This is a genomic window from Clostridium sp. (assembly GCF_051656525.1).
In the GTDB taxonomy this organism is placed as follows: domain Bacteria; phylum Bacillota; class Clostridia; order Clostridiales; family Clostridiaceae; genus Clostridium.
In genome coordinates this window covers 1-15,484 of sequence record NZ_JBOGCC010000054.1, presented here as the reverse complement: position 1 = coordinate 15,484, position 15,484 = coordinate 1, and the positions used below count along the sequence as shown (strand labels likewise).

Below are 15,484 nucleotides of genomic sequence, written 5' to 3'. Positions count from 1 at the left end.
CTGCTGCAAGTTCCTCTTCTTTTAAATATTGATTATCTATTGCTTTAATAAATGGAATATATAATATTACTCCAAGTGCCATTAATAATATTTGAAGAACTGAACCTTGCCACCCTGATACTAAGAAACCTGAAATAACTGGTGGTGTTGTCCATGGAATCTGCACTCCATTTGTATATGGTACAAGACCACTTAACATTGCAAAATAAGAAATAACTATATTAATTGTTGGAATAACCATAAATGGTACTAACATTATTGGATTTAACATTATTGGAAGTCCAAAGATAATTGGCTCATTTATCCCAAATACTCCTGGAAGTAATGATAATTTCCCCATCTTAGTAACCCTTTGACTTTTACAAACAAGAATTATTGCTATAAGAAGTGATAATGTACTACCTGCACCTCCAAATGTTGCAAACATATCTTGGAATTGTCCTGTAATTATATTTGGTATCTCTTGTCCTGCTTGGAATGCATCTAAATTTTCTACTGATAATGCTTTTAATACTGGATTAAATACTGCTCCAACTACACTTGATCCATTAATTCCAAAGAACCAGAATCCATGTAAAAAAAGGTATGCAATAACCATAGCTGGAAGTGTATTTCCAAGCTTTAATAATGGAACCTGTAACATCTTAAATACAAAATTATGAACTGTTTCATATGCTGTATATGCAAATAAGTAATTAACAAGGAAGAATACTACTATTACAACTCCTGCTGGTATTAATGCTTCAAAAGATTTTGCAACTGTTGGTGGAACTCCTGCTGGAAGCTTTATAACCCATCCTTTTTTAAGAATCTTTGCAAAAATTACTACTGATGTAAGTGCTACAATCATTCCTAAAAATAATCCTTTTGAACCCACCCAATCTAAAGGAATTCCTTTAACTATATAAGATACTTCTTCCCCTTTTGGTACATAGTTTATCTTATATGGAGTAACTATAAAAAATGATACTAAAGCTGTTGCTGAAGCTTGAATTGGATCAACCTCTAATTGTCTTGCTAAGCTATATGCTATACCTACAATTGCTAGAATCGCCATTATATCAAAAGTTGCTGCAACTGGTGTTGTAAACTTAGCTGCCCAGCCTTCTCCTAAAACCTTTGCCACCATTTCATCCCATCCCGGTATTGGAAAGTTTGCAATAAGTAAGAATATTGAACCTATTATTAAAAGTGGTGTTGAAATTAAAAATCCATCTCTTATTGCTATTAAGTATTTATTTCTTCCAATGATTTCAGCCATTGGCATAAGTATATTTTCAAATTTTTTCATTACTGAATTCATAGTTAAATCTCCTTTTTATCCTTGTGCTTTTTTTATCATCTTTATTGCTGTTTTCAAAACTTTTTCTCCATCCATTGCTCCATAATGAACTGAATCTATAGCTTCTATTGGTATATTTAAAGGTTTACAGTAAGTTTCCATTTTTCCAAGCATAAATCTTACTTGTGGTCCTAATAAAACACAATCTGGTTTTTGCTCATTTATCATACTTTGTGCTTTTAAGCATGGATTTGCTTCAATATGAATATTTAAATTATGCTTTTTAACTACCTCCAACATTTTTGATACTAAAAGACTTGTAGACATTCCTGCATCACAGAATAAAAATATTTTCTTCATAACTCTCAATCCCCTTTTCCTTTTATTTATGCTCATATTAACAGCAATTACTATGCCAATTTATCTCACTATGTATTTAAAGGTTTTTTTGCCATTTATTGCTTGATTTTAATTTTACTGTATTCTAAAATAATACATAAGAAGTATTTTTTATATGTTTGTAATACACTAATATATATTTTTTTATACTCTTATTTAAATAGAATTTTATTATGAGAATTTCTGGGGTGAGAATATTATGAAAAGAATCCATTCGGTTTATAAAACTGTTAAAGAACTTGATTTAGGTGATGGTGTAACTACTTTATCTATTTCTAAAAAACTTAATATTGAAAGAGCTAATATTAGTAAGGATTTAAATACCTTAGTAAAAGATGGCTTACTTTTTAAGAACTCTTCAAGACCTGTAAAATATTTTCTAAAGGATCCAAATGACCTTGATTTTAACCAAAAATCTCCTTTAGATAATCTTACATTCTTATTTCCTTCATTAACTGACTCTTGTAAACTTGCTAAAACTGCTATCCTTTATCCACCATCTGGTATGAATTCTATCATTATAGGTGAAACTGGTTCTGGAAAATCTATGCTTGCAAAACTTATGCATGATTATGCTAAATCTGTTTTTCACGAAGATATGCCTTTTTATCATTTTAACTGCTCTGATTTTAGAAATAACCCACAGCTTTTAAGTTCTCATCTTTTTGGCGTTAAAAAGGGAACATTTACTGGAGCCACTGAAGATAGAATAGGCCTTATTGAAAAAGCTAATAATGGTATTCTTTTTTTAGATGAGATACATAATCTTCCTAGTGAAGGACAAGAAATGCTTTTTATTTTTATGGACACTGGAACCTTTAGAAAATTTGGAGAAGTTTCTAAAACTTCTAAATCTAATGTAAGAATTATTTGTGCTACTAATGAAGATATTAATAAAACTTTACTTAGTACTTTTCTTAGAAGAATCTCTGTAAAGATTCAAATGCCACCTTTAACAGAAAGACCACTTGAAGAAAGGCTTACTTTAATAGAAACTTTTCTTAAAGAAGAAAGTATGATTTTAAATATGCCTGTTTCTGTTTCTTATAATGCTATGCTTTGTTTTCTTTCTTATGATTGTCCTTTTAATGTTGGACAACTTAAAAATGATATTAAACTTTCTGTTGCTAATGCTTATACTGACTACATTATAAAAAGCAAAAAACTTATAAAAATAAATAGTCCTGATTTAACTAAAGATATGAGAAAAAATTTATCACGTTCTTTAGTTCGTGAAAAAATTCTTTTAGAAAATCTTGTAGCTACAAATAGATACTATATTTATAATGAAGACACTCAAATCACTAGCCATTATTTTAAGCATAAAACTGAAGATATATTTAAGGCCTATAAAACTTTAATAAACCGTGTTGATATTTTAGCTTCCACTAAAAATCTAAGTCCTGAGCCATTAATTGAAGCTCTTCTTTCCTACTTTACTGTTTTAAGTAATTGTACTTTAGATTATGACTTTAACTTTTCTTATTCACTTTTTGATGACATAAATGCTAAACTAACTTCCTTTGATAAAAACTTTGAACGTTTTTTTAGAGAAGTAACACTCGAAAATCTTTTTAACATTCATTTAGATCTTATCTATGACAGAATGGGATTTCTCTCTTCTGATGATTTTAAAGTTAAAGATAAATTTAGAAGAAGTTTTCCTACTGAGTTTGCCTTAGCTGAGGAATATGTAAGCATTATTGAAGATTCATTAAATCTTTACTTTTCTTCTTCTGAGTTTATAACAATATTACTTATTACAATTTATATCTACAATTCTAATTTAACATAAAGTCAAAAACCCAAGTAGAATGAAACTCTCTACTTGGGTTTATTAATTTAAAACAATATCTTTTCTCTTAACTTATTCTTCTTACCATTTTTTCTATGTCTAAAGTCTCCTTAATTTCATTTTCTTTTAAATCCACTTCATTTTTTATTACTTCTAAAATTGATTTATCTTCGTTTAAAGCTTTTTTAGCTATATATGCTGCTTTTTCATATCCTAAAGAAGGTGCAAAAGCTGTAATTATTCCAATACTATTTTCTACTAAACTTTTACATCTCTCTTCATTTGCAACTATTCCTTTAATACAATTTTCAGTTATTGCATTAACTCCATTTTTAAGAATATTTATTGATTGAAATACATTTACAAATATTATTGGATAAAATGCATTTAACTCTAATTGTCCTGATTGAACTGCAAAAGAAACAGTTGTATCATTTCCCATTATTTGAAATGCTATTTGCTTTAACATCTCTGGCATAACAGGATTCACTTTTCCTGGCATTATTGAAGACCCATTTTGTTTACTTGGAAGTGTAATCTCTCCAAAGCCTGTTCTAGGTCCTGATGACATAAGAATTAAGTCTCCAGCAATTTTACTTAAGTTTAATGCACACACCTTTAAATCTGAAGACACTTTTGCTATTAAATCTAAATTTTGAGTGCTATCAATTAAGTTTTCTGCTTGTCTAACATTTAAATTAGTTAGATTCTTTAATTCATTACATACATTTTTTATATATTCTTCATTTGCATTCATTCCTGTTCCTATTGCTGTTCCACCTAAGTTTAAAACTAAAAGTTCATCTAAACATTTCTTTAATCTCTCTATATCTCTATTTACTACACTTGAGAAGGCTATAAATTCTGAACCAAGACTCATAGGTATTGCATCTTGCATTTCTGTTCTACCCATTTTTACTACATCTTTAAATTCCTCACCTTTTTCTAAAAGTGCATCTCTAAACCCTTCTAATTCTACTATTCCTGATTTTAATAAAAGATGACACGTGATTAATCCTGCTGAAGGTATAACGTCATTCGTAGATTGCCCCATATTAACATGGTCATTTGGATGAACTGGATATCCTTCTCCCTTTTTATATCCTAGCTTTTCATTTGCAATATTAGCTAAAACCTCATTCATATTCATATTCATAGAAGTTCCTGCTCCACCTTGAATAGGATCTAGTATAAATTCTTCAAAAAAATCACCATCAATAACCTTATCACATGCATATACAATAGCATTATTTTTTATTTTATCTAATTGTCCAACCTTGTAATTTGTCATTGAACATGCTTTCTTAACTAATGCTAAAGACTTTATAAAGCTTTCCTCTAAATTTAACCCACTTATTCTAAAATTCTCATGTCCTCTTAAACTTTGTACCCCATAATAAGCCTCAGCAGGAACTTTCTTAAAACCTATTGAATCCTTCTCAACTCTATATCTCATAAAACTAATCCTCCAATTACACAATTAAATAACTTCAAATTAATTCATAAGCAATACCCATGCCAAGAAAATCTAAACTTTTTAAAAAAAACTCCTCTAATCTCCCTCATTCCTATCAAAACCTATAACTTTACTCTTACTCTTAGCTCTAACCTCTTACTTCTAAACTCTTTTCTACTAATTTTAAACTTTAATTTTAATACATTACCTTTGTATTTCTCAAATAAATTATACACTATCTCTAATATTTAAGTGCTAAATCAATCAGTGTATTAATATATAAAACTAATTCTTCTCTTTTTAGCTTTTCATCATTATTTACAAGCTTATCTATTGTAATTATCATTGACTTTAAGTATTTTTCTAAATATATTTTACTATTTGTATACCCTTGTACTTTAGTGTTTTTTAAGCCTTCTAATACATCTTCTAGTAATCCTTTTATCTCTTTTATTTTCTTAATACCTATATCTAATGCCTCTTCTTCTATCTCTTCCTTCTTTACAAGTTTCCCTCTAATTACATCTAATATATTTATAATATAAAAAATACTGTCTTCTAAAATAACACTATTTTTCTTATCAACTAATTTTAATATTAAATTTCTATCCATCATAATTTACAATCACGCTCCTATTAAATTTATATTATACTTAAATACTCTTAATTACAATCTAATGAGCATTTTATAACTTTTCTTTTTCTTCTTTTATATATGTACCATACCTCTTGTACCAATTTTTTATACTTCCTTTAAATTCACTATGATTCCATCTACTATATCCAAAAACTTTATGATTACCTCCTTTAATTTAAATTTAAAAGTCACTAAAAATCTCATCTTCTTTATAATACCATTTTCTCCTTTCTTTAAATATTTATGAATATTTTATCTTTTTCTGTTATATTTTAGCACAAAAAGAGATAAGACTTATTCTTATCTCTTCTCCTCTTTAAGTTTCAAGTATTTTTTCCAATACTTCTTTAGCTTGCCAATTATTACGTTTTGATAAATCAGCTACATATTTCCCTATTTCTTTTCTCTTTCTTATACTAGTAAATAATTTAAAATCTATAATTTTCATTTCTTTTAAAACCATTAACGCTACATCTTTTTCATTCTTTCTATTGACTATATGTAAAATACTTATTTTTTCTTTCTTCATTTTTTCTACATATCCTAAAATCCAATCTTCTTCATCAAAAAATTTTTCTTCACTTAATGTTTTCAATATTTTACAATTATACTTATATTCAACTTGCTTCACTTTTAAATGTCTTGAACTTTCTTCTAAAATTTTTTCATTTTCTTCTCTTTTTTTAATTCTATACATTTCTATCATTTTATCATGATACCAACGTAACCCATCCATATAAGGATTAAACTTCATTCTTAAAAGTTCACTTATTTTTTTTATATCTGCAATAAATAAAATTATAGTATCTTTCTCTATATTCTCATTTTTATTTATTCTTTCTACATAGCTTGCAAGTTCATATGGCTCATATTCAGAATTTAAAAATTCTTCTATAAGCTTAATATATCCAATATTTATTTCTGCTTGAAGAAATAAACGCTCAAATGCATAGAATCCTCTCTTTTCTAAAAAGCTTTTTGTATTTAATATTTTATCAAGCTTTATTTTATTTTCCTTAAGAAGCTTTAATGCACTTTTATCAATTCCCCACGCCTTTTCTAAGGTATCTGCATCTTCATCCTTACACAATGTAGTTTCAATTGTTTGTAGCGTTAAAATAGTGTTTTGATCTATTAAATATCCAAAGCCTTCTGATACTATAATTTCAAATAACTTTGATGTAAAAAGATAATTAAAAAACTTAAACTTACTTTTTAAATTTGTTTCATTTACAAACTCATCCATAAGATCCCCATAGTTTGGAAATATTCTCTCCCTATCACATATAATTTCAAGATTCCGTCTAAAACTTTTAAAATCCTTAATATCAAATTCATTAAAAAAATCTTTTTCATATCTATTTAAATATTCAAGCTCTCCATCTGAATATGTATATGTAAGTTTTTTTCCTTCTCTTGAAGTATGAACTTTAAAAGTTAAACTTTCTTGCTTTATCCTTTTTCTATACATAGTTCTTTTGTATATTTTAAATCCGCCATCATATCCATAATCATATTCTACTGTATCATATCTTATTTCTTCATTTATCTTTTGTGTCATTTATAATCCCCCATCTATAGAGTAACTTAATATTATTATATCAAATTCTATAGACTTTTAATACTTTCCTATTCTCTCATTTTTCTTAAAATTATAAGGATTAATATTATTTCTAAACATCTCTTTATTTCTACTTTTTCACCCTCTTGTAGACTTTCAAAACTTAAAATTCCACCATTAGAAAATACTATCTTATCCTCCTTCATTATGAAATCAGTAGTTTTATCTAAGCTCATAGTTATAGTATTTCCTAAGATACCTTCTTTACTATATACATTAGAATTAGTTATTAAAATACAATCTTTTTCTATTCCTAAAATACTATCATCATATAATACTAAATCTATATCATTTTCATTTACTACAAAATTTTTCTTAACCTTTTCTAATTTCTCTTTTAATTTATCTCTTTCTTTTTCATTTTTATAGAAATTTAAATCCCATATTTTTTTATATTCTTTCTCTCTCCATACAGCATTTATATCTTGAATTAAATCTCCTGTGAAATTACATTTTACTTTATGATAAAGATAATTCCTTTTTAGTCTTTTTTCTATTAAATCCTTCTCTTCATCTTTATATCCTTTTAACTCTACAAAGTTATTAAAGAAATCTTCTCTTATTTTTACTTCATCTGTAAAAATATACTTTTTATTTATCTCACTCTTATAATTTAATAGCACTATAAAATAACTTAAAGCATCAATTACATTTCTAGCTATTCTTTCATCTTCTATAAACATATCTGTACTTTCATTTTCTACAAAAATCTTCCTAGTTTCAGTATTGTATGCTAACGATTCTAGCTTTAATCCACTAACAATTCTCTTCTTAGGCACATTTTCATTATTTTTATAATAGATATTTCTATCTGTTATAACTACACCTAAACTTCTCTTATAGTTAGTTTCATAATTATACAGTACAAGAGGAACTTCACCCTCTTCTATAAATGCATAATTTTCTAATGCTAGTATTCCTACATTATAATTTTTATCCTTTATTCTTTTATCATTTAAATAGATATATTCTTCTCCTAATCCCTTACATACTTTATTGAAACTTTCATTAAAATCTTTACTAAATTTATATTCATAAGCTTTAAATATAGTGTTTCTAGCTAAATATTTTGCAATATACATCCCCTTATTTCCATAGATACTATTTAATTTTTTTATTTCATCTCTTCTTTTTTCAGCTAAAACTTTTAATGATTCTTCATCTAAATAGAAAAATTTACATATGTTGCTCAAACCTTTTAATCCTTTTGGATATAAAGCCATTGCATCTATATATATACCTTCAAACTCTCCAAAACTTTGAATTGAGTTTTTAATGCACTCTATTTTTTCTTCATCAGTTTCCATATTCCCAAGATTTATATAATAATTTATTGCTTTAGTTTTATCTTCCTCTGAATAAATGCTTTCTAAAATATCTGCATTATAAACATTGTTTAATATATCTAAAGCAATCGTAGTCATCATTTCTACATCTTCTTTTATTGCTAATTTTATTTTATTTCTTCTATCCTTATCTTCATATATTTTTCTAAAATCTTTTTTTACTTCTATATTCGTTTTAGTGTTCATTGCACTATTTAAAAGAGAATGTAAAACTCCCATTGTTTTATTTTTAGCCTCAACAGATACTTTTTCTGTTAATGATCCATTTTCATCTGCATAATATTTAGTTCGATTTTCTTTTCTAAGACTTCTCTCTTCTTCTTTTTCTTCTATCTTTTTAGTTCCATCCTCATATACTACCTTCAAATAATTTAAAATAGGATATATTTTAAATTCTGTAGTATTCATTTTTTCTTCAAATTTTTTAGAAAAATCTTTATATCCAAAAGCATCTCCTTTTTCTTTTATTGTATCACTTATAAAAAAATATTTTGCTAAAATATCTTTATTTAAATATTCAAGCATTTTATAAAAATCTTTAAACTCCTTATTAAAACCTTCCATAAAATCTTCACTATATTTTTCACCTAATTTTTTAATTGCATCAAACAAAACTGTCTTATCAGCATTTTTATTAAGTTCTATATATGTGTTTTCAAACTCTATCATTATTTTATTTTCTTTTATTTTAGTATCATTTTTTGAAATCATAACCCCACTTGTTAAAGCTTTTTCATAAATACTTAATGCCTCTATATTATTTCCTTTACAATTTGGGCAAATCTTTTCATTTTCATTTAATTCTTTTCCACATTCTAAACAAAACATTCTTTGTCCTCCTCTTTTTTTCATTAGTTGTCTATACTTAAAATCTTATCACTTAATCTCTTTATTTCAAAGACTTCTTTTGTTAATATTATATTTTCATTTTACAAATAGGTTTAAGTCTATTAAAATTGAATTTTAATATGATTTATGTTATAATAAATATATAGAAAGGTGTGATATTTATGGTTACAATTGATAATTTTACTTTTGATACATTAAAAAGATTAGATGAATTAGAACCTGATAATTGTTTAGATATCCGTTCTTATAAAAAAAATAGAAAAGTTATAATTGAAAAATTAACAAATTCTTACAATTTATATGAAGATGGTTTTTTTAAAGAAACTTATTTCGACTTATCTAAAAATGAATTAAAAAAACTTCTTAAATCTATAGAGAAAAAAGAATTTCCTAGAAGTAATAAATTACGTTTTTATATATTACCATCTAAAGATGAAAGTGTTTGTCGTGCAAATTACAGAGAAGAATTTGAAAAATCTTTAGAAGAAGATACTACTTTAGCTTTATTTGAAACTTCATATAGTTCTCTTTCTTTTGTTAAAAAATTACTGTCAGAAAATCATATTAATATTTTAAATACTGAGTTTAAAGATATAGTTACTTTGAAATCTTCAATTCCAAATTCACTTTTCAATTCTTTTAAAAATATAATTAAAGATACTGTTGATATCAAATTGTATGCAATATAAAAATCCCTAATTTTAGTAATTAAGGATTTTTTGTTCAGCTTATTTATTTTGTAATTCATTAAAAATAAATTTTAAATTATCTAATGCTTTTTCTAGAGCCTTCTTGTCCGATATGTTCTCTATTTTTCCTACTGTCATATGTGTTCCTATAGCATGACTTGTCTTTTCAATTAAAAAATTTCTACTTTCATATTTCTTTTTAATTTCCCTTATTCTATTCCACACGTAGTTTCTAACCTCTGTTTTATATATATTTTCAGTTACTTCTACTTTAAATAATATGTATGGTTTATGATTATTATGATGATAGTTATACCTACACGGTAATTCTATTCCTACTGTCAGGTAAATAGAATATTCTACATCATCTAATGGGTACTTCATTACTACTTTATTAAAATCGAGATCTATTGAATCACCTTTTTGACTCGTAGTATAAACCCATTCTGCTGTTTCATCTACTTTTTTTATTTCACTAAAATAGCCTTCCCAAGTTAATCTATGCCAATTTATAAAATCATTTTCTCTTCTATGTCTATTTGTTGTATCTTCTATTTCATTTAAATAATATAGATATTGGTCTACGAGACATAACCCTCTATCTTCGTATCCCTCTAAACATTCTAATATATCTTTTCTACGTATTCTTATACAGTCTTTTTCATTTATCTGACTTAACTTATTTTTATTTCCTACGTTAATATATGCAAATATTTTTTTTCTATCTTTGTATCTTTCATCATTTAGTAGTACTTCTCTTTTTTTTCTAAGCATACTGCTTCTATTTTTAGCAAATGTTATATCTTCAATTGCTAATAATAAATCATCATTAACTTCTACTATTACGGAAATATTTTTATACATACTCATAGATTTCAGCTTTTTTATCTCTTTTAAATCTTCTTTTAGCATTTTCTTTAAAATTTTAGTACCAATTTCTGCTATATCTGTATCATAAACTGCATTGTCTATCATCCACCCTATTGCTGCTGTATTTAGTTCTGATCCTCTTGAGTATCTAAAAATATTTGGTTTTTCCATTAAATAGTCCTCCTGTTTCTTTTAAGAAACTTTCTTTTTTTCTTACTTTCTATTCTTACAGTATTTATTATAACGTAATATTTTTGTAATTTTCATCAAAAAACCTTTTATTTTTTAACTAAATGATAAATTTTTTGTGAATTTTTTATAAATATTAACTTCTCCCTTTAAAATCTCTATACCTCAACCTATTATATTTACTAAAAGAGTAATTATCTACCAATATCTTTTTTCCTTTATAGGCAATATATTCTTTCCCTTCCTCCCCAAAATATATTTCTAACTTTTTATTTATAATACACTTAATATCATCTATCTTCATTGTATAAAAATAATGTTCATCTTCTATTTGTCTGCTTCCTATTATACCTCCAAATTCTGTAAATAAATGTTCTGCTACATATTTTATATACTGTCTTTTTCCATCTTTATCATAAACTACTTTAAAAATTCCATATTTATTATCTAATTTACCTACTAATATATCTTCAAAGAATGTCAGCTTTATGTCTTCATATATTGCCTCTACTATATACTGTCCATATATATCAATAATTCCATACTTCCCTTCCTCTTCTACTATAGCATAAAATATTCCTTTTCCTTCTATAATATTATTCACTAAAAACTCACTACAAAAGTCATATTTAAATAGTATTTTAGAATTTCCCTCCTTATCTATATATCCAAATTTCCCATTCTTTTTTGCAGGACACCTACCACCTCTAAAACAAATATCTGTATATTCATATATTGGTTCTATAACTTCTCTTCCTACATAATCTATAAATCCATATTTCCCATCAATTTTTATAGAAGCTAATCCATCTTCAAATGGATATGCCTCATCATAAATAGGTAATACTGTTATTCGTCCATCTCCCCCATAAAAATATCCCCACTTATAATTTTCTTTATTATCTCCTATATCATCAAAATCTTCTTCATCTATATAAAAACATCCTAATCTCTTCTCTTTAAAACTTCCTATAATTTTCTTTACCCCTTCAGGCTCACCATCTTTATTTAAAAGATATACTCTACTATCCAATATTATCCCATCATAAGTTCTATCTATATCAAAATCATAAATTCTACATACTATCTTATCCACTTATATTCCTCCAATAAAAATACTCTTCCAAATTTAATATATTCTCATAAGATAGCCTTTTATGATAACTTCTCTTCTATTTTTCTAATATATATTTTTTTATCCCCTTATAAATACTATTTCCAAGTACCCATACATTTTCCTCTTTAGCTATTTTATTGAAACTCTCTAAATTATTTATATATCCAACTTCAACTAATACTGATGGAACATATCCATCTAATAGTACTGTATAATAATCCCATTTACCTCCCCCATTATATGATTCATTATTTTTTTTAAATATATCTTCTTTGTATGTTTTTACTATTTCATTATTTATATTTTTTGCTAAATCTTTTGAAAACTCTGAGTTATAATATGTTTCTGTTTGAATCATATCCTTTCCACCTGAATTATGATGAAGAGAAATAAACATATCTGCATCTTCAATATATACTCTCTTTTGTCTATCCTTCAAATTATATATTTTCTCAGATGTTCTAAGTCTTATTACTTCTGCTCCACTATTTTTAAGCTTTGCCTCTAAAATTTTAGCTATGTTTACATTCATTTTATGTTCTGTTATCCCATAAAACCCCAAAGCTCCTGGATCAAATATTCCCTTATTAGTCATTCCATGCCCTGGGTCAATAATTATTTTTGCTTCCTTAAGATTTTTAATTTTTTTCTTAAACCTTATATTTAATATTCCATCTTTATCATAAAAGCTACTGCACCCATAATATGTATCCTTAAACTTTATATTTAATGTTTCTTTCTCTTTTTTTATAATTTCTATTAAAGAATTCTCTTCCCCCTTAATTTTTTTAAATCCTTTTAAACTACCATCAATAAATCTTATTTTTGCATTATCACTTTTCCCTACTATTACTTTAAAATTTTTATTTTTATAATCTTTAAAAAAGCTTCCTAAGAAAGATAAATTAAATTCTCCTTTGTAATCTTCTTTTATTTTTAGAGTAGTAAATCTCTCATCTTCTTCAAGCCATATATCCCTTATCTCATTTTTATCTTCTGTTATATTTAAAACTCTCTTTACTTCCATGCACTCTTCTTTTTTTATTCTATCTAGACTTTTTAAAATATAATATTCCTTATCATCTACTCTTATTTCTCCTTTTACTTCAAGTAATGTATCCATTGGAAAAGCTCCTCTATTTATTAAAGGTATATATGAAGTATCATTTCCATCATATATTTTACTTGAACATTCATCTATTAAAATATCATAATTTACTTCCTTATAAGGCTTAACTATCACTTCTCCTCCATAAATAGTTTCTCCTCTCTTTTCTAGCTCCACACTTACACGCCCTAATGACTTTACTTTTTCTGTTTTCTCAATTTTTATAAAAGCTCTATATTTTAAATATGATATCTTTTCCTCATTCTCACTCTTTTTTTCATCAACTAAAACCATCTCATACTCTTTTCCATTAAGACACGCCTTTGCACCATCACCATCCCTTATCTTAGCTTCTACTAAAAGAATCATTCCACCATATATCTCTGCTTTTTTCTTAGGAATAATTGATTTTTTATTTATATATTCATCAGTCTTAAATACTATTATCTCTTCACCTCTATTATTCATACTTTTCTTTACTTTTTCTGTACTCATTATTCTATGTAGTAGTATCTCTTCATCTATTTCATCTGCAAATGCCCCTTCATAGAAAAAACCTCCTATTAAAATTAAAAGAAGAGCTACAATATATTTTTTCTTTTTCATAAAATTTTCCTCCAATATTAACCTTCTTTCTATTTAAATTCCCCTATTTTTTAAATTTAATTCTATAGTAGTCATGCTATAATATACTTAACTATTTTAATGGAGGATTTTCATGAAATTTTTAGATAAATATAAAGTAAAAACTCTTGGAGGACTTAATAACAGAAATTTTTTATTAGATTACTTTGGAAATTTTTATGTTCTTAGAATTCCGAGCAAAGAAAATAAAAATAATTTTAAAGTAGAACATGCTGCTTTAAAATTTCTATCAACTACAGACCTTATTCCACCTATTATCTATCACAATAAGGATTCAGGCTTATTACTTAGTAAATATATTAAAGATACTAATTTTAGCTTTAATTTTTTTAAAGAAAACTCTACTTTAAAACTCTTAGCTAATACTTTAAATGAATTTCATAATATAACTACTCATAATATTCCAATATTCAATCCTTTTTATGAAATAGATAAAAATATTTTATCTCTGAAAAAACAAAATTATGAATTTAATCATAATTTATCACCTTATTTAGATAGAAAATCTTTTATCTTTGAAAAATACCAAGCTAGCTCTACTTTAAAGCTATGTCATAATGATTTAAACACTTCTAATATTTTATTTAAAAATAATTCTATTTTCCTTATAGATTTTGAATTTATTGGTCTTAATGATCCTTTCTTTGATTTAGCTACAATATCTTGGTTTTTAGATTCTAATGAAAGAAATATTCTTTTAAGTGAATATTTAGGTAGAAAACCTACAAATTATGAAAAGACTAAGCTTCTTGACTATCTTTACATAGTTAAACTTTGGAATGCTACTTGGAGCCTAAAAAAATCTTTAGATAATAAAGATTCTATCTATGATTATGAAATGGGTGCAAACCTTATTTTAGATAGCTTAAACTAAAGCCTCCTCCTCTAGTTTTTAAGAGGAAGAGGCTTTTAGCTTACTCTTCATAAAGATTATCTTCAATTATTTTATTTGCAAGTATTCCTATATTTACTTCTCTTGTATCCATATATACATCAAGAACCCTATCAGCTAGAATTACTTCAACATATTCAACATGAGTTCCATCTTCTTCTATAATATTTATTACGTCATATGTTATAATTTCTTCTTTTAACTTTTTCTTTGTTATCATTTCTTTCACCTACCTATGTAACTCAACCTTAACTTGCCTACATATAGCTTCATCTAAATCAAGTCTCATTATGTATTATAGTTTCACTATATTAAAAAAAGCAGATTCTAAGAATCTGCTTTCACAATAATTTCAGTTGAAATTATCTGTTATTTCTTTGTTGCTTTCTTGCTCTTCTACAGTCATTACATCTAACTGGATCGTTATCGAATCCTTTTTCTTTGTAGAACTCTTGCTCTCCTACTGTGAATACGAATTCTTGTCCGCAATCTTTACATACAATTGTCTTATCTGTCATAATATATTCCTCCTAAATTTTAAAGATAGCTTTTTGTTATAATGAATCTTTTTAAATAATTTAGAAAGACA

14 protein-coding genes are annotated in these 15,484 nt (G+C 25.9%); 3 read left to right on the top strand and 11 right to left on the bottom strand.

Going from position 1 to position 15,484, the window contains the following annotated elements:
• Together celB and ACRDDY_RS01935 are read right to left on the bottom strand one after the other, a co-directional pair.
• Positions 1-1,303, bottom strand: a 1,303-nt coding sequence (celB, locus tag ACRDDY_RS01940; protein WP_438563286.1) for a PTS cellobiose transporter subunit IIC, incomplete at its 3' end; no start/stop codon positions are given.
• Between the two features lie 15 nt (positions 1,304-1,318).
• Positions 1,319-1,642 carry a PTS sugar transporter subunit IIB gene (locus ACRDDY_RS01935; protein WP_438563285.1) on the bottom strand — a complete coding sequence of 108 codons (324 nt, stop codon included), beginning with the start codon at positions 1,640-1,642 and terminating at the stop codon, positions 1,319-1,321.
• 238 nt (positions 1,643-1,880) lie between these two features.
• On the opposite strand from ACRDDY_RS01935, the gene ACRDDY_RS01930 reads away from it, so the two are divergent.
• Positions 1,881-3,476 (top strand): sigma 54-interacting transcriptional regulator, encoded by a 1,596-nt coding sequence (locus tag ACRDDY_RS01930; protein ID WP_438563284.1) that lies wholly within the window; start codon positions 1,881-1,883, stop codon positions 3,474-3,476.
• A 67-nt stretch (positions 3,477-3,543) separates the two neighbouring features.
• On the opposite strand, the gene ACRDDY_RS01925 is transcribed toward ACRDDY_RS01930, so the two are convergent.
• The 4 genes from ACRDDY_RS01925 to ACRDDY_RS01910 all read right to left on the bottom strand — a co-directional run bounded on the left by ACRDDY_RS01925 (position 3,544) and on the right by ACRDDY_RS01910 (position 9,364).
• Positions 3,544-4,932 carry an aspartate ammonia-lyase gene (locus ACRDDY_RS01925; RefSeq protein ID WP_438563283.1) on the bottom strand — a complete coding sequence of 463 codons (1,389 nt, stop codon included), beginning with the start codon at positions 4,930-4,932 and terminating at the stop codon, positions 3,544-3,546.
• Between the two features lie 241 nt (positions 4,933-5,173).
• A complete protein-coding gene (locus tag ACRDDY_RS01920) occupies positions 5,174-5,548 on the bottom strand; it encodes a hypothetical protein (protein WP_438563282.1) in 375 nt (124 codons plus the stop codon).
• A gap of 337 nt (positions 5,549-5,885) precedes the next feature.
• Positions 5,886-7,130, bottom strand: coding sequence for a hypothetical protein (locus tag ACRDDY_RS01915; protein WP_438563281.1), 1,245 nt, complete (start codon positions 7,128-7,130; stop codon positions 5,886-5,888).
• Between the two features lie 68 nt (positions 7,131-7,198).
• Positions 7,199-9,364 (bottom strand): zinc ribbon domain-containing protein, encoded by a 2,166-nt coding sequence (locus ACRDDY_RS01910; RefSeq protein ID WP_438563280.1) that lies wholly within the window; start codon positions 9,362-9,364, stop codon positions 7,199-7,201.
• Between the two features lie 182 nt (positions 9,365-9,546).
• Between ACRDDY_RS01910 and ACRDDY_RS01905 the strand changes: the two genes are divergently transcribed.
• Positions 9,547-10,074 carry a hypothetical protein gene (locus tag ACRDDY_RS01905; protein ID WP_438563279.1) on the top strand — a complete coding sequence of 176 codons (528 nt, stop codon included), beginning with the start codon at positions 9,547-9,549 and terminating at the stop codon, positions 10,072-10,074.
• A gap of 39 nt (positions 10,075-10,113) precedes the next feature.
• On the opposite strand, the gene ACRDDY_RS01900 is transcribed toward ACRDDY_RS01905, so the two are convergent.
• The 3 genes from ACRDDY_RS01900 to ACRDDY_RS01890 all read right to left on the bottom strand — a co-directional run bounded on the left by ACRDDY_RS01900 (position 10,114) and on the right by ACRDDY_RS01890 (position 13,964).
• A complete protein-coding gene (locus ACRDDY_RS01900; RefSeq protein ID WP_438563278.1) occupies positions 10,114-11,115 on the bottom strand; it encodes a hypothetical protein in 1,002 nt (333 codons plus the stop codon).
• 154 nt (positions 11,116-11,269) lie between these two features.
• The gene (locus ACRDDY_RS01895; RefSeq protein WP_438563277.1) at positions 11,270-12,229 is read right to left on the bottom strand and encodes a WG repeat-containing protein; all 960 of its coding nucleotides are present in this window, start codon (positions 12,227-12,229) and stop codon (positions 11,270-11,272) included.
• A gap of 76 nt (positions 12,230-12,305) precedes the next feature.
• On the bottom strand, positions 12,306-13,964 hold the full coding sequence (locus ACRDDY_RS01890) for an N-acetylmuramoyl-L-alanine amidase family protein (protein WP_438563276.1): 1,659 nt from the start codon (positions 13,962-13,964) through the stop codon (positions 12,306-12,308).
• 112 nt (positions 13,965-14,076) lie between these two features.
• Here ACRDDY_RS01890 and ACRDDY_RS01885 point away from each other — a divergent pair, with 112 nt between their 5' ends.
• Positions 14,077-14,877, top strand: a complete 801-nt coding sequence (locus tag ACRDDY_RS01885) for a phosphotransferase (protein WP_438563275.1) — start codon at positions 14,077-14,079, stop codon at positions 14,875-14,877.
• A gap of 40 nt (positions 14,878-14,917) precedes the next feature.
• Here the strand turns inward: ACRDDY_RS01885 and ACRDDY_RS01880 are convergent, their stop codons facing one another.
• Together ACRDDY_RS01880 and ACRDDY_RS01875 are read right to left on the bottom strand one after the other, a co-directional pair.
• Complete coding sequence (locus ACRDDY_RS01880) at positions 14,918-15,115, bottom strand: hypothetical protein (protein WP_438563274.1); 198 nt, start codon at positions 15,113-15,115, stop codon at positions 14,918-14,920.
• 142 nt (positions 15,116-15,257) lie between these two features.
• On the bottom strand, positions 15,258-15,413 hold the full coding sequence (locus ACRDDY_RS01875) for a zinc-ribbon domain-containing protein (RefSeq protein WP_438544400.1): 156 nt from the start codon (positions 15,411-15,413) through the stop codon (positions 15,258-15,260).
• Between the last annotated feature and the right edge of the window lie 71 nt (positions 15,414-15,484).